Annotated in this window: 18 protein-coding genes; 16 read left to right on the top strand and 2 right to left on the bottom strand. The window is 75.3% G+C overall.

The features are described 5' to 3' along the window. The first annotated feature begins 59 nt into the window (after positions 1–59). The 12 genes from BJP59_RS13945 to mshA all read left to right on the top strand — a co-directional run bounded on the left by BJP59_RS13945 (position 60) and on the right by mshA (position 12,490). Entirely contained in the window at positions 60–578 is a 519-nt protein-coding gene (locus BJP59_RS13945; protein ID WP_043660504.1) for a PH domain-containing protein, read from the top strand. Then, positions 575–2,113 carry a PH domain-containing protein gene (locus BJP59_RS13940; protein WP_194521205.1) on the top strand — a complete coding sequence of 513 codons (1,539 nt, stop codon included), beginning with the start codon at positions 575–577 and terminating at the stop codon, positions 2,111–2,113. Before BJP59_RS13945 ends, BJP59_RS13940 begins: the two co-directional genes overlap by 4 nt. Continuing rightward, positions 2,110–3,135 (top strand): Rossmann-like and DUF2520 domain-containing protein, encoded by a 1,026-nt coding sequence (locus tag BJP59_RS13935; protein WP_194521204.1) that lies wholly within the window; start codon positions 2,110–2,112, stop codon positions 3,133–3,135. The genes BJP59_RS13940 and BJP59_RS13935 overlap by 4 nt, the downstream gene beginning before the upstream one ends. Next, complete coding sequence (gene panC, locus BJP59_RS13930) at positions 3,132–4,130, top strand: pantoate--beta-alanine ligase (protein ID WP_194521203.1); 999 nt, start codon at positions 3,132–3,134, stop codon at positions 4,128–4,130. The genes BJP59_RS13935 and panC overlap by 4 nt, the downstream gene beginning before the upstream one ends. 53 nt (positions 4,131–4,183) lie before the next feature. Further along, entirely contained in the window at positions 4,184–4,642 is a 459-nt protein-coding gene (gene panD, locus BJP59_RS13925) for an aspartate 1-decarboxylase (RefSeq protein WP_051028700.1), read from the top strand. Continuing rightward, positions 4,639–6,330 carry an L-aspartate oxidase gene (locus tag BJP59_RS13920; protein WP_194521202.1) on the top strand — a complete coding sequence of 564 codons (1,692 nt, stop codon included), beginning with the start codon at positions 4,639–4,641 and terminating at the stop codon, positions 6,328–6,330. Before panD ends, BJP59_RS13920 begins: the two co-directional genes overlap by 4 nt. A gap of 168 nt (positions 6,331–6,498) precedes the next feature. Continuing rightward, on the top strand, positions 6,499–7,479 hold the full coding sequence (nadC, locus tag BJP59_RS13915; RefSeq protein ID WP_336244633.1) for a carboxylating nicotinate-nucleotide diphosphorylase: 981 nt from the start codon (positions 6,499–6,501) through the stop codon (positions 7,477–7,479). 102 nt (positions 7,480–7,581) lie between these two features. Then, positions 7,582–9,117, top strand: coding sequence for a lysine--tRNA ligase (gene lysS / locus BJP59_RS13910; protein WP_061269256.1), 1,536 nt, complete (start codon positions 7,582–7,584; stop codon positions 9,115–9,117). 26 nt (positions 9,118–9,143) lie between these two features. Then, the gene (locus BJP59_RS13905; RefSeq protein ID WP_021483783.1) at positions 9,144–9,323 is read left to right on the top strand and encodes a hypothetical protein; all 180 of its coding nucleotides are present in this window, start codon (positions 9,144–9,146) and stop codon (positions 9,321–9,323) included. Between the two features lie 172 nt (positions 9,324–9,495). Further along, the gene (locus tag BJP59_RS13900) at positions 9,496–9,837 is read left to right on the top strand and encodes a histone-like nucleoid-structuring protein Lsr2 (RefSeq protein ID WP_021483784.1); all 342 of its coding nucleotides are present in this window, start codon (positions 9,496–9,498) and stop codon (positions 9,835–9,837) included. 115 nt (positions 9,838–9,952) lie between these two features. Then, positions 9,953–11,164 (top strand): lactonase family protein, encoded by a 1,212-nt coding sequence (locus tag BJP59_RS13895; protein ID WP_194521201.1) that lies wholly within the window; start codon positions 9,953–9,955, stop codon positions 11,162–11,164. Positions 11,165–11,233: 69 nt separating this feature from the next. Next, complete coding sequence (mshA, locus tag BJP59_RS13890) at positions 11,234–12,490, top strand: D-inositol-3-phosphate glycosyltransferase (protein ID WP_194523071.1); 1,257 nt, start codon at positions 11,234–11,236, stop codon at positions 12,488–12,490. A 33-nt stretch (positions 12,491–12,523) separates the two neighbouring features. Here mshA and BJP59_RS13885 read toward each other — a convergent pair whose 3' ends face one another. After that, complete coding sequence (locus tag BJP59_RS13885; RefSeq protein WP_043653402.1) at positions 12,524–12,964, bottom strand: nitroreductase family deazaflavin-dependent oxidoreductase; 441 nt, start codon at positions 12,962–12,964, stop codon at positions 12,524–12,526. A 174-nt stretch (positions 12,965–13,138) separates the two neighbouring features. Here BJP59_RS13885 and BJP59_RS13880 point away from each other — a divergent pair, with 174 nt between their 5' ends. Further along, on the top strand, positions 13,139–13,876 hold the full coding sequence (locus BJP59_RS13880) for a phosphoglyceromutase (RefSeq protein ID WP_021482508.1): 738 nt from the start codon (positions 13,139–13,141) through the stop codon (positions 13,874–13,876). Between the two features lie 93 nt (positions 13,877–13,969). Here the strand turns inward: BJP59_RS13880 and phoU are convergent, their stop codons facing one another. Then, positions 13,970–14,653, bottom strand: a complete 684-nt coding sequence (phoU, locus tag BJP59_RS13875; protein ID WP_021482507.1) for a phosphate signaling complex protein PhoU — start codon at positions 14,651–14,653, stop codon at positions 13,970–13,972. 219 nt (positions 14,654–14,872) lie between these two features. On the opposite strand from phoU, the gene BJP59_RS13870 reads away from it, so the two are divergent. The 3 genes from BJP59_RS13870 to pstS all read left to right on the top strand — a co-directional run bounded on the left by BJP59_RS13870 (position 14,873) and on the right by pstS (position 18,298). After that, positions 14,873–16,180: a sensor histidine kinase gene (locus BJP59_RS13870; protein ID WP_228485070.1), complete on the top strand. Its 1,308-nt coding sequence runs from the start codon at positions 14,873–14,875 to the stop codon at positions 16,178–16,180. Beyond that, positions 16,177–16,881, top strand: coding sequence for a response regulator transcription factor (locus BJP59_RS13865; RefSeq protein ID WP_076406159.1), 705 nt, complete (start codon positions 16,177–16,179; stop codon positions 16,879–16,881). Before BJP59_RS13870 ends, BJP59_RS13865 begins: the two co-directional genes overlap by 4 nt. A 277-nt stretch (positions 16,882–17,158) precedes the next feature. After that, entirely contained in the window at positions 17,159–18,298 is a 1,140-nt protein-coding gene (pstS, locus tag BJP59_RS13860) for a phosphate ABC transporter substrate-binding protein PstS (RefSeq protein ID WP_021483683.1), read from the top strand. Positions 18,299–18,366: the final 68 nt, after the last annotated feature.

The following is an 18,366-nucleotide window of genomic DNA, read 5'->3' as shown; positions in this document are numbered from 1 at the left end:
CTCCGCCCGGGCCTGTGCACGACCCGGTCCGCACCGGGACGGGATGGGAGAATCGACGCATGACCGACCCTGCACGGGACCAGGACCCCCGCGGCACCGGCCCCTTCGACCCGCCCGGCATCGAGTGGACGCGCGTGTCGCCGCGGCTCGTCACGGCGCGCCTGCTGTCCGTGGGCATCACGCTCGCGGTCCCGGCCGTCGCCGTGGTCGTGCTCGCGATCCTCTTCCCGCACTGGTGGCAGTGGCTCGTGCTCGGCGTGCTCGCGCTCCTGGGCCTCTGGGCGGCCGTCCTCGTGCCGCGCCAGGTCCGTGCGATCGGCTACGCGGAGCGTGACGACGACCTCCTGATCCGCCACGGCATCATGTTCCGCACGCTCGTCGTCGTGCCCTACGGCCGCATGCAGTACGTCGACGTCCAGGCCGGGCCGCTCGCGCGCAAGCTCGGCATCGCCCAGGTCCAGCTCCACACGGCGTCCGCGTCGACCGACGCGACGATCGACGGTCTCGAGCCCGCCGAGGCGGAGCGCCTGCGCGACCGGCTCGCGTCGCGCGGCGAGGCGAGGCTGGCGGGCCTGTGAACGACGCACCGGCCACCGACGACCTCGTGTGGCACCGGGTGCACCCGGTCACCCCGCTCGTGCGGGGCTGGACGGTCATCGCGGTGCTCCTGGTCGTCGTCGGCCAGCAGACGCTCAACGGGCTGCCCGAGGGGGAGAACCTCCTCGAGGGCGACCGCTGGTGGATGATCCTCCTCGGCATCCTCGTGGTGGGCCTCGTGGGGCTCGGCTACTCGGCGGTCGCGTGGCGCATGACGAGCTACGCGGTCGACGACGAGTCGGTGCACCTGCGCACCGGTGTGCTGTTCCGGCAGCAGCGCAAGGCGCGGCTCGACCGGCTCCAGGCGGTCGACGTCGTGCAGCCGCTCCTCGCCCGGTTCTTCGGGCTCGCGGAGCTCAAGCTCGAGGTCGCCGGGGGAGCGGACTCGGGCGTGAAGCTGGGCTTCCTCAAGGAGGCGGAGGCGAACCGGCTGCGCAACGACCTCCTCGCGCGCGCCGCGGGCCTGCGGGTCGCGCGCGAGCGCCCGGCCGCCGCGACGGCGCCCGGCGTCCCGGGTGCGCCCGCGGTCCCGGGTGCTCCCGGCGCCGTCGGGGCGCCGGCCGGGGACGTCCAGGCGCCCGGGGCGGACGCGCCGGCGTTCGTCGCCGAGGCGCCCGAGCAGCCGGTGACTGCCGTCGGGCCGGGTCGGCTCGTCGCCTCGCTCCTGCGGTCGGGCGCGACGGTCGGCCTCGTCCTCGGTGTGCTCGGCATCGCGGGCGTCGTCGTCGGCACGCGCGAGATCGGGATCCTGTTCAGCGCGCTGCCCGCCGTGCTCGGCTTCGGCGGGTTCCTGTTCTCCCGGTTCACGGGCGAGTTCGGCTTCCGGTCCGCCATCTCGCCCGACGGCATCCGCCTGCGCCACGGCCTGCTCGAGACCCGCTCGCAGACGATCCCGCCCGGTCGCGTCCAGGCCGTGCGGCTGCGGCAGGGCCCGTTCTGGCGCGGGCCCGACTGGTGGCGCGTCGACGTCAACGTCGCGGGCTACGGCGTCAGCACCGACGGGACGGACAGCACGAGCGTGCTCCTGCCCGTCGGCACGCGCGACGAGGCGCTCGCGGCCCTGTGGCTCGTGCTGCCGGACCTCGGCACGCCCGACCCCCGCGGCCTGCTCGACGAGGGCCTGTCCGGTCTCGACGCCGGGCAGCACTTCGTCGCGTCCCCGCGCCGTGCGCGCCTCCTGGACCTCGTCGCGTGGCGGCGGAACGGCTTCAGCGTCACCGACCGCGCCCTCCTGCTGCGCGGCGGGCGCGTCTTCCGCACCCTCGTCGTCGTGCCCCACGAGCGCACCCAGTCGCTCGGGCTCGAGCAGGGCCCGCTGCAGCGCCGGCTCGACGTCGCGTCGTTCACCGTGCACTCGACGCCCGGGCCGGTCTCGCCCCAGGTGCGGCACCTCGACGCGGGCGACGCCGCCCGCCTCCTCGACACCCAGGCCGAGCGCGCCCGCGAGGCCCGCGCGCACGCGGGGCCGGAGCTCTGGATGCGCCGCGACGACGTCCCGCTCGAGGAGAACGCGTGAGCGCCGCGGACGGCGGTCGCCGCCCCGGGCGGCTCGGGGTCGGCGTCGTCGGGGCCGGTCGCGTCGGGGCGGTCCTCGGCAGCGCCCTGCGCGCCGTCGGCCACGCGGTCGTGGGCGCGAGCGGCGTGTCCGACGCGTCGCGCGACCGCATCGAGACGCTCCTCGCGGGGGTGCCCGTCCTCGAGGTCCCGCAGGTCGTGGAGCGCGCCGAGCTCGTGCTCCTCGCCGTGCCCGACGACGCGCTCCCGGCCCTGGTCCGCGGCCTCGCCGACACGGGGGCGTGGCAGCCCGGCCAGATCGTCGTGCACACGTCGGGCCGCTACGGCACGGCGGTCCTCGACCCGGCGCGCGCCGCCGGTGCCATCCCGCTCGCGCTGCACCCCGCCATGACGTTCACCGGCACGTCGCTCGACCTCGCGCGGCTCGAGGGCACGACGTTCGCCGTCACCGCGCCCGGCCCCGTCCTGCCGATCGGGCAGGCGCTCGTCGTCGAGCTCGGCGGGGAGCCGGTCGTCGTCGCCGAGGAGTCGCGCGGGCTCTACCACGCGGCCCTCGCGCACGGCGCGAACCACCTCGTCGTGCTCGTCGCGCAGGCCGCGCAGGCGCTCGAGGCGGCGGGCGTCGACCAGCCCGGGCGCGCGCTCGCGCCGCTCCTCGCGGCCGCCCTCGACGGCGCGACGCGCGGCGCCGACACGGGTGCCGAGTCGGGGACGGGCGCGGGCGCCGGGGCGCTCCTCGGGCTCACCGGGCCGGTGGCGCGGGGCGACGTCGGCACCGTCCGGGAGCACCTCGCCGCCCTGGACGCCCTCGCCGCGACGAGCGACGCGGCGGACGTGCCGCCGTCGTACCGGGCGCTGAGCCGCGCCGCGACGCACCGCGCGCTCGCGGGCGGCCGGCTCGGCGAGCGCGCGGCCCGCGATCTTCTCGACGCGCTCGACGCGCCCGCGCCCGACCCGCAGGACCGGCACGACCAGCAGGACCGGCCCGACCCGCAGGACCCGCACGACGAAGGACGAGCATGACGAGCACCCCCCGCCCGGACGCCGGGTCCCCCGCAGCCGGGACCCCGGCCGTCGTGACGACGCGCGCCGCGCTGCGCACCGCGCTCGACGCGTGGCGCGCCGAGCACCCGCACGGTCGCCGCGTCGTCGTCATGACCATGGGTGCGCTGCACGCCGGGCATCTCGAGCTCGTGCGCCGGGCGCGCGCGGAGGCGGGCCCCGACGGCCAGGTCGTCGTGACGGACTTCGTCAACCCGCTGCAGTTCGGCCCCGGCGAGGACTACGAGCGCTACCCGCGCGACGTCGCGGCCGACGTGGCGCTGCTCGCCGCGGCGGGCCCGGACGCGGTGGTCGACGTCGTGTTCGCGCCGCCCGTCGACGAGCTCTACCCCGACCTGGGCTCGGCCGACGGCCCGATCGTGCGGGTGACGTCGGGGCGCATCGGGACGGTGCTGGAGGGCGCGTCGCGGCCGGGGCACTTCGACGGCGTGCTCACGGTCGTGCTCAAGCTGCTCCACCTCGTGCGCCCGGACGTCGCCGTGTTCGGCGCGAAGGATGCGCAGCAGCTGCTCGCGGTGCGCCGCATGGTCGCCGACCTCGACCTCGACGTGGAGGTCCTGGCGGTCGAGACCGTGCGCGAGGCGGACGGCCTCGCGCGGTCGTCGCGCAACGCGTACCTCTCCCCGGCCGAGCACGAGCACGCGCTCGCGCTGAGCCGCGCGCTGCGCGCCGGGCGGGACGCCGCGGCCGCGGGGGAGGGCGCGCCGTCCGTGCTCGCCGCCGCGCGGGGAATCCTGGAGGCCACCGACGGCGTTGACGTCGATTACGTGGTGCTCGTCGATCCCGCTACCGTGGAGGACCTGGCGCCCGGCGCCGTCGGCCCCGGGCTCCTCCTGGTCGCGGCACGCGTGGGCACCACGCGTCTCATCGACAACACGGCCGTCGAGATCGTGCCGCCCGCGACCCGGGCGGCGGACCCCGCGGGCCGTGCCCCCGCACCTGGAGGAACCGCGTGACCGCGCAGACCCCGCCGAGCCCGCCGCGACGTCCGGCGTCGCTGCAGCGACCCATGATGATCGGCAAGATCCACCGCGCGACGGTGACGCAGGCCGACCTGCACTACGTCGGCTCGATCACCGTGGACGCCGACCTGCTCGACGCCGCGGACCTCTACCCGGGCCAGCAGGTCGACGTCGTGGACGTCACCAACGGCGCGCGCCTGACGACGTACGTCATCCCGGGCGAGCGTGGTGCGGGCCAGATCTGCATCAACGGCGCCGCCGCGCACCTCGTGAGTCCGGGCGACGTCGTCATCCTCATCGCCTACGGCATGCTCGACGACGCCGACGCGCGCACCTACCTGCCGAACGTCGTCTTCGTGGACGAGCAGAACCGCATCGTCGAGCTCTCCGACGAGCCCGGGCTCGTGCCCGCGGGCCACGGCCTCGAGGCGAGCGGCCTGCCGTTCGCCCCGTTCCGCGGCGCGGTCGACGACGGCGGCGTGGCCTCCGCGGTGCGCCCCGCGTGACCCGGGCCGGCGGGGCGTCCGCGCCCCACCTCGCCCGGTCCCTCGCCGCCCCCGCACCGGGGTGGACGACGACGGCGGACGTCGTGGTCGTCGGCTCGGGCATCGCCGGGCTCACCGCCGCGCTCGAGCTGCGCACGCGCGTGCCCCACGTCCTGCTCGTCACCAAGGGCGAGCTGTCGTCCGGGTCGACGGTCTGGGCGCAGGGCGGCATCGCGGCCGCGCTCGACCCCGAGGACTCGCCCGAGGCGCACCTCGCGGACACGCTCGTCGCGGGGGCCGGCGTGTGCGACCCGGCGGCCGTCGAGGTGCTCGTCACCGAGGGCCCCGCGCGCGTGCGCGAGCTCGTCGCGCGCGGCGCGAACTTCGACCGGGCGGCGAACGGCGACATCGCCCTCACGCGCGAGGGCGGGCACCACGCCGACCGGATCGCGCACGCGGGCGGCGACGCCACGGGCGCGGAGATCTCGCGCGCGCTCGTCGCGCAGCTCGAGGCCGTGCGCCGCGACCCGGGCATCGAGGTCATCGAGAACGCGCTCGTGCTCGACGTGCTGACGACCGACGGCTCGGGCGACCGCGCTCCCCGCGCGTGCGGCGTGACCCTCCACGTGCGCGGCGAGGGCTCGCGCGACGGCGTCGGTGCGGTCCTCGCGCGCGCCGTCGTGCTCGCGACCGGGGGAGTGGGGCAGGTGTTCCGCTCGTCGACCAACCCGCCGCAGGCCACGGGCGACGGCATCGCCGCGGCGCTGCGCGCGGGCGCGACGCTCGGCGACCTCGAGTTCGTGCAGTTCCACCCGACGGTGCTGTGGCTCGGCCTCGGCGCCAAGGGGCAGCTCCCGCTCATCTCCGAGGCCGTGCGGGGCGAGGGCGCGATCCTCCTCGACACCGACGGCCACCGGTTCATGCCCGCGCAGCACCCCATGGCCGAGCTCGCGCCGCGCGACGTCGTCGCGCACGCGATCGTGCGGCAGATGGCCGCGACCGGCTCGGACCACGTGCTGCTCGACGCGCGGCACCTCGGCGCCGAGTTCCTGCGGGCGCGCTTCCCGACGATCACCGAGCGGCTCGCCGAGAACGGGCTCGACTGGACCGAGGAGCCCGTCCCCGTGGCGCCCGCCCAGCACTACCACTCGGGCGGCGTCGTGACGGACCTGCACGGTCGCTCCACCGTCGACGGTCTCTACGCGATCGGCGAGGTCGCGTGCACGGGCGTGCACGGCGCGAACCGCCTCGCGTCGAACTCGCTGCTCGAGGGGCTCGTCTTCGCCCACCGGGCGGCGCGGCAGATCACGGAGCGCGTGGCCGCGGGCGAGCTCGAGGTGGGCGAGCCCGTCGACCGTCCGGGGCCGTCGGCCCTCGTGGCGGCGGCCGCGCGCTCGCGCATCCAGTCGATCGCGTCCGCGGGCCCGGGCGTCCTGCGCGACGGCGACGGGCTCGCGGCGGCCTCCGCCCGCCTCGCCGCGGTCCGCACCGACGCGCACGAGGCGAGCGACGTCGTCGCGCAGCCGCAGGCCGCGGAGTGGGAGACGACGAACGTGCACCAGGTCGCGACCGCGCTCACCGCCGCGGCGGCGCTGCGCACCGAGAGCCGCGGCGGCCACTTCCGCACCGACTTCCCGGCGAGCGACCCCGCGTGGGAGCGGCGCGTGCTCGTCTCGCTCGGCGCGGACGGGACACTGCTCGTCCGCTGAGGTGCGGCGCGCGACCTCGCGACCGCGGGCCTGCACGACCGCGGGCCCGCACGACCGCGGTCCTGCGCGACGGCGTGGGCGGGCGGCGGCCGGGGGCCGCCGGGCACCGGCGCGCTGCGGGCACGCGAGCGGATAGCGTGGGGGACCGTGAGCAGCCCTGCCGAGCCCGTGCCCGCCCGTCCCGCCGACGGCGGAGCGCCGCCCGCCGTCCCGTCCCGCGTGGAGCCCGGGCTCGACCCGGCGTGGATCGCCGAGACCGTCGCCCGGGCGCTCGACGAGGACCTGGGCCCCGTGCCCGGGCGCGACGTGACCACCCAGGCGACGGTGCCGACGTCGGCCACCGGGACCGCGCACCTCGTGTCCCGCGCGGACGGGGTCGTCGCGGGCCTCGTGGTGGTCGAGGAGGTGACGCGCCAGGTCGCGGAGCGGTTCGGCCTCCCGCCCGTCGAGGTGACGTTCGTCGCGTCCGACGGCGAGGCCGTGGGCCGCGGCCGCGTCCTCGCCGCCCTGACCGGTCCCGTCCAGGTGCTGCTCACGGCGGAGCGCACGCTGCTCAACCTCGCGAGCCGCGCGTCGGGGGTCGCGACGGCGGCGCGCGCCTGGGCGCGCGAGCTCGCCGGCACCGGCGCCCAGGTGCTCGACACGCGCAAGACGACCCCCGGGCTGCGCGCGCTCGAGAAGTACGCGGTCCGCGCGGGCGGCGGCACGAACAAGCGCATGGGCCTCTACGACGTCGCGATGGTCAAGGACAACCACGTCGTGGCCGCGGGGTCGGTGAGCGCCGCGATCGAGGCGATCCGCCAGGCGTTCCCCGACGTGCTCGTGCAGGTCGAGGCCGACACCACGGCGCAGGCGCTCGAGGCGCTGTCGGCGGGCGCCGACTTCCTGCTCCTGGACAACATGCCGACGCCGGTGCTCGCCGACACGGTCGCGGCCGTGCGGGCACGCGAGGGGACCGACGGCGTCCCGGCGAAGGTGGAGCTCGAGGCGACGGGCAACCTCACGCTGGACCGCGCGCGCGAGGTCGCGGGCACCGGTGTCGACTACCTGTCCGTCGGCGCGCTCACCCACTCGGCCCCGATCCTCGACCTCGCGCTCGACCTCCTCCCCACCCTCCCGCCGAGGGAGAGCCCCGGTCCCGCGAGGTAGAGGCCCGGTCCCGCGAGGTAGAGCCCTGGTCACGACCACGGCTCTACCTCGCGCGACCACGGCTCTATCTCGGGGACGCGGGAGCGTCGGTAGAATCCAGGGGTGACCTCCCCCGCCGGAACCCCCTCTCCTGCCGTGCCCGAGCCCGAGGACCACGTCGACGACGTGCCCGAGCAGATGCAGGTCCGCCGCGAGAAGCGCGAGCGGATCCTCGCGCGCGGCGACGAGCCCTACCCCGTCTCGGTGCCGCGCACGACCACGATCGCCGAGGTCCGTGCCGCGTACGCGCACCTGGAGACGGGCGAGGAGACGCAGGACGAGGTCGGCGTCGCCGGCCGCGTGGTGTTCCTGCGCAACACCGGCAAGCTGTGCTTCGCCACGCTGCAGGACGGCGAGGGGAACCGCCTGCAGGTCATGCTCAGCCAGGCCGTGGTCGGGGAGGAGTCGCTCGCGGCGTTCAAGTCCGACGTCGACCTCGGCGACCACCTGTTCGCGCACGGCCGCGTCATCAGCTCGCGCCGCGGCGAGCTGAGCGTGTTCGCGGACGCGTGGCAGATCGCCGCGAAGGCGCTGCGTCCCCTCCCGGTGCTCCACAAGGAGCTCTCGGAGGAGGCGCGCGTGCGCCAGCGCTACGTCGACCTCATCGCCCGCCCGGCCGCGCGGGACACCGTGCGCCTGCGTGCCGCCGTCGTGCGCTCGATCCGCGAGAACTTCTGGGAGCGCGGTTTCGTCGAGGTCGAGACCCCGATGCTCCAGACACGTCCGGAGGGTGCCGCCGCGCGTCAGTTCGAGACGCACATGAATGCGTTCGACATCGACCTGTTCCTGCGCATCGCGCCCGAGCTGTTCCTCAAGCGCGCGGCCGTCGGCGGCGTCGAGAAGGTGTTCGAGATCAACCGCAACTTCCGCAACGAGGGCGTGGACTCCACGCACTCGCCGGAATTCGCGATGCTCGAGGCGTACGAGGCCTACGGCGACTACGACACGATGGCCGTGCTCACCCAGAACCTCGTCCAGCGCGCCGCGCAGGACGCTCTCGGCACCACGCTCGTGACGCTTGCCGACGGCACGGAGTACGACCTCGGCGGGGAATGGACCCAGCTGAAGATGTACGACTCGCTCTCGGACGCGCTGGGCGAGCACATCACCCCCGAGACGTCGGTCGAGACGCTGCGGGCGTTCGCGGACAAGCACGAGCTCTCCTTCGACCCGAAGAACGTCAATCACGGAAAGCTCGTCGAAGGCCTGTGGGAGCACCTCGTGGGAGACCATCTGGTCGCACCGACGTTCGTGCGGGACTTCCCGGTCGAGACCTCGCCGCTGACGCGCGACCACCGCACGGTGCGCGGGCAGGTCGAGAAGTGGGACCTCTACGTGCGCGGCGTCGAGCTCGCGACGGCGTACTCCGAGCTCGTGGACCCGGTGGTCCAGCGGCAGCGGTTCGAGGCGCAGGCCCTGCTCGCCGCGGCCGGTGACGAGGAGGCCATGCGCATCGACGAGGACTTCCTCACCGCGATGGAGTACGCGATGCCCCCGTCCGGCGGGATGGGCCTGGGCATCGACCGCCTGCTCATGGCGCTCACCGGTCTCGGCATCCGCGAGACCATCCTCTTCCCGCTCGTGAAGCCCGCGCAGTAGCGCGGCCGAGAACTAGGACCGACAGCATGGACATCTGGCCCACCCTCGCGGCGCTGATCCCGTCGATCGGCGTCGGCGTGCTCTTCTATGTCGCGATGCGCGCGATCGTGCGCGCGGACCGCAACGAGCGCGCCGCGCTGGCGCGCCTCGACGCGGAACAGGAATCCGCCGCGCGCGGGAATGCTGCTCCCGCGCACGACTCCTGATCTCCGCGGAAGGCCGTCGGGCGGCGTCCCGAAATGATGGACCGCCGTCCAAGAATTGCCCGTCAGGTACGGCGCGCACGTTCCGTCGGCGCGGCGTGTTCAATTGACGCTCACCATTCGCGGTGGCATCCTGACGACGACAGCAATTCCTGTGAAGCGTGAGGAAACCACAGTGGCCCAGAAAGTCCAGGTAATTCTCGTCGACGATCTCGACGGGGGTGCGGCCGACGAGACCGTCACGTTCGCACTCGACGGCGTCTCCTACGAGATCGACCTCAGCACGAAGAATGCCCAAGAGCTGCGCGACGCCTTTGCCTCGTGGGTCGGCAACGCGCGCAAGGTCTCGTCCCGCACGAGCTCGGCCCGGCCGGCCCGCCGCAGCGGCGGCGGTCGTTCGTCCGGCTCGGCCCGTGCGACCGAGGTCCGCGAGTGGGCCCGTGCCAACGGCTACACGGTCAACGACCGCGGGCGCATCTCCCAGGAGATCCAGACCGCGTACGACGCCGCGCACTGACGCGTCGTCTCACCGAGCACCGGGGCGCCCGGCCGACGACACGTCGGCCGGGCGCCCTTCTCGTGCGCCGGGGCGCTCGTGCCGAGCCACCCGCGCGGAGAACTAGGCTCGGGGCATGACCTCCGCGACCCGCGCCCTCTGGATCGGCACCTACCCGCACCCGAGCGGCGCGGAGGGCGTGTGGCGCGTCGAGCTCGACGTCGACCCGGCCGCGGGCACCGGCTCCTTCGGGGGCGGCACGCTCGCCGCCGCGTCGGGGTCGCCGTCGTTCCTGGCGCTCGACGGCGACACGCTCTACGCGGTGGGGGAGACGGAGGCCGGCTCCGTCTCGGCGTTCGCCGTCGGGCCCGACGGCGCCCTCACCCCTCGGGGCGGCCCGGTCGCCACGGGCGGCTCGTACCCGTGCCACGTCGCCGTGAGCGGTGACGTGCTCGTCGCGAACTACGGCGACGGCCTCCTCACGGTCGTGCCGACGACGGACGACGCCGCGTTCGAGACGAGCCCGCCCGACGCCGGCCCGCGCCGGCAGGGGCACGCGGGGACCGGCCCGGTCGCCGACCGCCAGGAGGGGCCGCACGCGCACTTCGTCGCGCCCCTCGCGGACCTCGGCGCGGCGGACGACGGCAGCGGCGCGGTGCTCGTCGTCGACCTCGGCACCGACGAGCTGCGCCGGCACGACCCGGCCGCGCCCGACGGCTCGACGGCCCGCGTCGTCGCGATCTTCCCGCCCGGCACGGGCCCGCGCCACCTCGCGGCGCTGCCGTCGGGGCACCTCGTCGTCGTCGGCGAGCTCGACCCGGCGCTGTTCCTGCTCTCCCCGGTGGACGGGCCGGACGGCGTGCGCACCTATGACGTCGTCGCGCGCTACGACGTCACGCACGCCGCCGCCCCGGCCGACGGCGGGAACTACCCCTCGCACGTCGCGGTCACGGCGGACGGCACGCGTGTCCTGGCCGCGGTGCGCGGCGCCGACGTGCTCGCGGTGCACGCGGTCGAGCCGGGGCCGGACGGCGGCGTGCCCACGCTGCGCCACCTCGCCGACTCGCCCGTGGGCGGCGCGTGGCCGCGCCACTTCGCGATCCTCGGGGCCGCGACCGGCGCGGGGTCGGGCGCCGAGGCCGACCAGGGGGACCCCGACGCGCCCCTGCACGACCTCGTCGTCGTGGCGAACCAGGACGACGACCCGCTCGTCGAGCGGCCCGCCGCGGCCGGCCCGGACGCCCCGACGTCGAACCTCGCGCTCCTGCGCGTGCGCCGCTCGGACGGCGCCGCCCAGGTGCTCGACGTGCTCGCGCTCCCGGCCCCGGCGTGCGTCGTGGAGGCCTGACTCGCCGTGACGACGCTCGACCTGCCGGGCGGAACCGCCCCCGCCCCGTCGGACCCGCTGCGGGTCGCGATGCTCTCGGTGCACACGTCGCCGCTCGACCAGCCGGGCACCGGCGACGCGGGCGGCATGAACGTGTACGTGACCGAGCTCGCGCACGCGCTCGCGCGCCGCGGCACGCAGGTCGAGATCTTCACGCGCGCGACGGCGTCGAGCCAGCCGCCCGTGGTCGAGGTGTCCGACGGCGTGACGGTGCGCCACGTCGCCGCCGGGCCCTACGAGGGGCTCGACAAGAACGACCTCCCCGGCCAGCTCTGCGCGTTCACGGCCGGGGTGCTCCGGGCCGAGGCGCGGCACCGCGAGGGCTGGTACGACGTCGTGCACACGCACTACTGGCTCTCGGGGCAGGTCGGGTGGCTCGCCGCCGACCGCTGGGACGTCCCGCTCGTCCACACCATGCACACGCTCGCGCGCGTGAAGAACGCGGCGCTCGCACCGGGCGACGCGCCCGAGCCGCTCGGGCGCATCATCGGCGAGGAGCAGGTCGTCGCGGAGGCGGACGCGCTCGTCGCCAGCACGGACGCGGAGGCGCAGGACCTCGTGCGCGACTACGCGGCCGACCCGGCGCGCGTGCACGTGGTGCCGCCGGGCGTCGATCTCGAGCTGTTCTCCCCGGCGCCGGGCGCCACGACCGGCGACGCCCGGGCGCGCCGCGAGCGGCGGCGCGCGCTGCGGGCCGACCTGGGCCTGCCGGCGGACGGCGGCCTCGTCCTCTTCGCCGGGCGCGTGCAGCCGCTCAAGGGCCCGGACGTGCTCGTCCGAGCGCTCGGCGTCCTCGCCGCGCGCGGGGTGCCCGTGCCGACGCTGGTCGTGCTCGGCGGCCCCAGCGGCCGCCCGACGGCGGTCCGCGAGCTCGAGGCCCTCGCCTACCAGGTGGGCGTGAGCGACCGGCTCGTCGTGCGCCCGCCCGTCCCGCGCGACGAGCTCGTGCGCTGGTACCGGGCGGCCGACGTCGTCGCCGTCCCCTCGCACAACGAGACGTTCGGGCTCGTCGCGGCCGAGGCGGAGGCGAGCGGCACGCCCGTGGTCGCGGCCGCCGTCGGCGGGCTGCGGACCGTGGTGGAGGACCAGGTCTCCGGCGTCCTCGTGCCCGACCACGACCCGGAGACCTGGGCGCGCGTCCTCGCGGACCTGCTCGCCGACGACGCCCGCCTCGCGACCCTCGGCGAGGGCGCCCGACGCGCGGGGGAGCGGTTCGGGTGGGACGTCGCGGCGGTCCGGATGCTCGACGTCTACGCGCAGGCGAAGAAGGTCCGCGCGGCGCGCTGACCGCGCGGACCGGTACGCGGGGTCACGCCGGGCTCAGTCGTCCGCGCGCTCCAGCACGAGGACGGGGATCTCCCGCGACGTCTTCTCCTGGTAGTCGGCGTACGGCGGGTAGGCCGCGACCGCGCGCTCCCACCACAGCGCCTTCTCCTCGCCGTGGACCTCGCGCGCGACGTAGTCGTGCCGCTCGGTGCCGTCCTGCAGCTCGACCCGCGGGTGCGCGAGCACGTTGAGGTACCAGACCGGGTGCTTCGGCGCGCCGCCGAGCGACGCGACGACCGCGTACGCGCCGTCGTGCTCGACCCGCATGAGCGGGGTCTTGCGGACCTTGCCGCTGCGGCGCCCGAGCGTCGTGAGGACGACGACGGGCATCCCGTTCATGGTCGTGCTGCGCGTCCCGCCGGACGACTCGTAGGCCTCCGCCTGCTCGCGGGACCAGGTGCTCGGGCTCGGTGCGTACTCTCCGTCGATCGGCATGCGGGAGAGAACGTGCGCGACGGCGCGCTGATTCCCGGCCGCGCCCCCGGCCGTGGCGCGGCGCTGCTCGGGCGGCCCGGGACGGCCGGACCTTCGTCCCACGCCGCGCGGCGACGGTCACCACCACGTGGGACACGCGTGCCGCGGCGCCGGGCCGTGCGGCAGGATGGAGGCATGACCTACACCCTCGTGCTGCTCCGCCACGGCGAGAGCGAATGGAACGCCAAGAACCTGTTCACCGGCTGGGTGGACGTCGCCCTGTCGGAGAAGGGCACCGAGGAGGCGAAGCGCGGCGGTCAGCTCCTCACGGAGGCCGGCGTCCTGCCCGACGTCGTGCACACCTCGCTCCTGCGCCGCGCCATCACGACGGCGAACCTCGCGCTCGACGCGGCCGACCGCCACTGGATCCCCGTGAAGCGGTCCTGGCGCCTCAACGAGCGGCACTACGGTGCGCTCCAGGGCAAGAACAAGAAGCAGACCCTCGAGGAGTTCGGCGAGGAGCAGTTCATGCTCTGGCGCCGCTCCTACGACGTCCCGCCGCCCGAGATCGAGCTCGGCTCCGAGTTCTCGCAGGACACGGACCCGCGCTACGCCGACGCCCCCGTCGTGCGCACCGAGTGCCTCAAGGACGTGCTCGAGCGCGCCCTGCCGTACTGGGACGGCGAGGTCGTCCCCGACCTCAAGGCGGGCAAGACCGTCCTGGTCGCCGCGCACGGCAACTCGCTGCGCGCGATCGTCAAGCACCTCGACGGCATCTCCGACGAGGACATCGCCGCGCTCAACATCCCGACCGGCATCCCGCTGCTCTACGAGCTCGACGAGGACCTCAAGCCCGTCACGAAGGGCGGCCGCTACCTCGACCCCGAGGCCGCCGCCGAGGCCGCCGCGGCGGTCGCGAACCAGGGCCGCTGACCGGCCCCACCCCCCGCACGACCGTGGCCCGTCCGGAGATCCGGACGGGCCACGGTCGTCTGCGCCGGTCGAGCGGGCGCTCCCGGCGGCGTGTCAGGCGGTCGCGCGCGTGGTGCCCGCGGGTGCGCCGCGGTCGTCGGCGAACTCGCCGGTCACGAGGTACGTCACGCGCTTGGCGATCGACACCCCGTGGTCGCCGAAGCGCTCGTAGTAGCGGCCCACGAGCGTGACGTCGACCGTCTCCTGCGGCGTGCCCGTCCACGTGCCGTCGAGCAGCGCGCTGAACGTGTCCTGGTGCAGCTTGTCGAGCAGGTCGTCGTCACGCTCGATGTTCGCGGCGACGGTGAGGTCGCGCGTCGTGAGGAGCGTGGTCGTGCGCCGCGCCACGCGGACGGCGGCGTCGTGCATCTGCTCGAACGTGCGGTGCAGCGACGGCTCGATCGCGCGGCCCGGGTAGCGGCCGCGTGCGACCTGCGCGATGTGACGCGCGAGGTCGCCCATGCGCTCCAGGGTGGCGCTCATGCGCAGCGCGCTGACGACGACCCGCAGGTCGGTCGCGACGGGCTGCTGCTGCGCGAGCAGCAGCACGCAGCGCTCGTCGAGCTCGCGCTCGAGGGCGTCGATCGTGTGGTCGTCGCCGATCACCGACTGCGCGAGCTGCAGGTCCGCCGTGAGGAGCGCCTGCCCGGCGCGGTTCACGGCCGACTCCACCAGCCGGCTCATCTCGGCCAGGTCGTCGCCGACCTGCTTCAGCTCGGCCTCGAAGATCTCCCGCATCGCTTCCCTCTCGTCGTGACCGGTCGGTCCGGTCCGTGACGGCGTGCGCCCCGACGCGCCGGGAGGCGCCCGGGCACGCCGTCGGCTCCTGACACGCTCGCAGGCGTGGTCGACCGGCCGGTGAACACCAGTGCGCCGTCAGGTGAACTCTTGGCGGCTCGGGCCCGCCCAGGGGCCGGCGGGGCCGGGAGGGAGCGTGCGCGACCGTACGCTGGACGGGTGCAAGCCGAGAGTCTGATCGAGGGCGTGACCGTGCTGCTCGCCGGTGTCGTGGGCATCGTCGTCGGCGTGATCGCCGCGATCGCGTTCCGCGTGAGCGAGCGGCAGCAGCGCGCCGTGCGCGAGGAGACCGCGCCGGAGCTCGACGAGGGACTCGTCCGGGTGCTGGCCGTGCTGCGGTCCGCCGCCGTCGTGCTCGACGGCGAGGGGGAGGTCGTGCGGGCAAGCCCGCCCGCGTACGCGCTGGGGGTCGTGCGCGGCGACGCGATCGCGCACGCCGCGATCCGCGACATGATCGACGACGTGCGCCGGGACGGCGTGATCCGCGACGAGGAGCTCGAGCTCCCGCGCGGTCCCGTCGGCCGGGGCACGGTGATGCTCCAGGTGCGCGTGGCCCAGGTGGGCCCGCACCACGTGCTCGTGCTCGCGGAGGACCGGACGGAGGCGCGGCGCGTCGAGGCGATCCGCCGCGACTTCGTCGTCAACGTGTCCCACGAGCTGAAGACGCCGGTGGGCGCGCTCGCGCTGCTCGCGGAGACCGTCCAGGACGCCGCGGACGACCCGGTGGCGGTGCGCCGGTTCGCCGCGCGCATGCAGTCCGAGGCGACGCGCCTGTCCGCGCTCGTGCAGGAGATCATCGAGCTGTCGCGGCTCCAGGTCGCGGGAGCCCTGCAGGAGGTGACGGTCGTGCCGGTGCGCGGCGTGGTCGAGGAGGCCGTCGACCGCGCCCGCACGACCGCGCAGGGCAAGGGCATCGTGCTCACGACGGGCGGCGAGCTGGACGCCGCGGTCTACGGCGACCACAACCTGCTCGTCACCGCGGTGCGCAACCTCCTCGACAACGCGGTCGCCTACTCGGGCGAGAACACGCGCGTCGGCGTCGGCGTGACGCGGTCGGGCGACCTCGTCGAGATCGCCGTCGTGGACCAGGGCATCGGGATCGCGGCCGACGAGCAGGCGCGGGTCTTCGAGCGGTTCTACCGCGTCGACCCGGCGCGCTCGCGGGACACGGGGGGCACCGGCCTCGGGCTGAGCATCGTCAAGCACGTCGCCGCCGACCACGGCGGCGAGGTGACGATGTGGTCCGAGCCGGGCCGCGGGTCGACCTTCACGCTCCGCATCCCGGCGGCGAACGTCCCGGCCGCGCGGACGCGCGGCACGGTGACCGACCGGGTGGCCGAGCAGGCACCCGACGGGCACGCGACGGAGGGTCGCGCACCGGACGAGCACGAGCGTGTGCCGCACGAGCACGCGTCGGACGACGGCGCCCCGGACGCGGGCGCACGGAACAAGGAGGTAGGCGCGTGACGCGCATCCTGGTGGTGGAGGACGAGGAGTCGTACCGCGACCCGCTGACGTACCAGCTGCGGCGCGAGGGCTTCGACGTCGTCGAGGCGGCGACGGGCACGGAGGCGCTGGAGCGGTACGACGCCGACGGCGCGGACCTCGTCCTGCTCGACCTCATGCTCCCCGGCCTGAGCGGCACGGAGGTGTGCCGGGAGCTGCGCCAGCGCGGCGACGTCCCCGTCATCATGCTCACGGCGAAGGACTCGGAGATCGACAAGGTCGTCGGCCTGGAGCTGGGTGCGGACGACTACGTGACCAAGCCGTACTCGTTCCGCGAGCTGCTCGCGCGCGTGCGCGCCGTGCTGCGCCGCAAGGGCGGGGAGGCCGGCGCCGAACCGGTCGCGGAGAGCGCGCTCGAGGTCGGTCCCGTCCGCATGGACGTCGAGCGGCACACCGTGAGCGTGGACGGCGAGGTCGTGCCGTTCCCGCTCAAGGAGTTCGAGCTCCTCGAGCTGCTCCTGCGCAACGCCGGGCGCGTGCTCACGCGCGGGCAGCTCATCGACCGGGTGTGGGGCACGGACTACGTGGGGGACACCAAGACCCTCGACGTCCACGTCAAGCGCATCCGGTCGAAGATCGAGCCCGAGCCCGCGAGCCCGCGCTACCTCCTCACGGTGCGGGGCCTCGGTTACAAGATCGCCGACGGCGTCGGGCAGGCCTGACCCGACGGTCCCGTCCGGCACGGACGACCGGCACGACTGACCGGCGCGACTGCCGGCACGACGGCCCCGGTGCGTCCCTCGCGGACGCACCGGGGCCGTCGTCGTCCGACGCCGCGGGGCCCGCCGCGCGAGCCGGCAGCCCGGCACGGAAGGTCTGTGCACTGTTCATCCGTCGTTCACCCGCTCTCGGGGAACGCGTCACCCGGCGCTCCTAGCGTCGGGATCGTCACCGGCGCTCGCTGGTGGCACGAGACGCGTGAACAGGATGGAACGAAGAGTGAAGCTCAGCCGATTCTCCCGTGCAGGATCCGCCGTCGCGGTCGGCGCGCTCGCCCTGACCCTCGCCGCGTGCGGGTCGGACGACCCCGTCGGCGGCGCCGACGGCTCCACCGGTGGTTCCTCCGAGGGCTCGTCCGAGACCGCGAGCGACCTCAGCGGTGAGCTCAACGGTGCGGGCGCGAGCTCGCAGGAGTCCGCCATGGAGGCGTGGCGCGCCGGGTTCCAGAGCGCGAACCCCGACGTCACGGTCAACTACGACCCGGTCGGCTCCGGCGGTGGCCGCACCCAGTTCCTCGAGGGCGGCGTCGCGTTCGCCGGCTCCGACGCGGTGCTCAAGGAGGAGGAGATCACCCAGTCGCAGGCCGTGTGCGGCCCCGACGGCGCGATCGACCTCCCCGTCTACGTCAGCCCGATCGCGATCATCTACAACCTGCCGGAGGTCGCCGAGCTGAACCTCGCCCCGGCCACGATCGCGGGCATCTTCAACGGCACCATCACGCAGTGGAACGCGCCGGAGATCGCCGCCGACAACCCCGACGCGACGCTCCCCGACGTGGCGATCACGCCCGTCCACCGCTCCGACGAGTCGGGCACCACCGAGAACTTCACCGAGTACCTCGCCGCGACCGCGGGCGACGCGTGGGGCCACGAGCCGAGCGGCGACTGGCCGACGCAGGGCGGCGAGTCCGCGCAGGGCACGTCCGGCGTCGTGCAGACCGTCCAGGGCGGCGAGGGCACCATCGGCTACGCCGACGCCTCGAAGGCCGGCGACCTCGGCACCGCGAAGATCAAGGTCGGCGAGGAGTGGGTCGCCTACTCCCCGGAGGCCGCGGCCAAGGTCGTCGACGCGTCGCCGCGCGTCGAGGGCCGGCACGAGCACGACATCGCGGTCGAGCTGGACCGCACCACGACCGAGGCCGGCGCCTACCCGCTGGTGCTCGTCTCGTACGCGGTGGCGTGCCTCAACTACGAGGACGAGGCGACGGGCGACCTCGTCAAGGCGTTCCTCACCTACGTCTCGAGCGAGGAGGGCCAGTCGGCCTCCGCGTCGGCCGCGGGCAGCGCGCCGATCTCGGAGGACCTGCGCACGGACGTCCACGCGGCCGTCGAGGCCATCACGGTCGGCGCCGCCGGCTGACGACCGCCGGGCGCCGGGGGGCGGCGGGGCCTGCGGGCCCCGTCGCCCCCGACCCGCGACCAGACCGT

This window comes from Cellulosimicrobium sp. JZ28 (assembly GCF_015327065.1).
GTDB classification, from domain to species: Bacteria; Actinomycetota; Actinomycetes; order Actinomycetales; family Cellulomonadaceae; genus Cellulosimicrobium; species Cellulosimicrobium funkei.
Note: the sequence above shows the minus strand (reverse complement) of the source record. Positions and strands in the feature narration are given on the sequence as shown.

Coding starts and splice junctions, on each gene's coding strand:
- BJP59_RS13885 (WP_043653402.1), bottom strand. CDS start 12,964: ATGCCGATCGACGGAGAGTACGCACCGAGCCCGAGCACCTGGTCCCGC.
- BJP59_RS13945 (WP_043660504.1), top strand. CDS start 60: ATGACCGACCCTGCACGGGACCAGGACCCCCGCGGCACCGGCCCCTTC.
- mshA (WP_194523071.1), top strand. CDS start 11,234: ATGCTCTCGGTGCACACGTCGCCGCTCGACCAGCCGGGCACCGGCGAC.
- BJP59_RS13880 (WP_021482508.1), top strand. CDS start 13,139: ATGACCTACACCCTCGTGCTGCTCCGCCACGGCGAGAGCGAATGGAAC.
- panD (WP_051028700.1), top strand. CDS start 4,184: ATGATGATCGGCAAGATCCACCGCGCGACGGTGACGCAGGCCGACCTG.
- phoU (WP_021482507.1), bottom strand. CDS start 14,653: ATGCGGGAGATCTTCGAGGCCGAGCTGAAGCAGGTCGGCGACGACCTG.
- BJP59_RS13905 (WP_021483783.1), top strand. CDS start 9,144: ATGGACATCTGGCCCACCCTCGCGGCGCTGATCCCGTCGATCGGCGTC.
- panC (WP_194521203.1), top strand. CDS start 3,132: ATGACGAGCACCCCCCGCCCGGACGCCGGGTCCCCCGCAGCCGGGACC.
- BJP59_RS13895 (WP_194521201.1), top strand. CDS start 9,953: ATGACCTCCGCGACCCGCGCCCTCTGGATCGGCACCTACCCGCACCCG.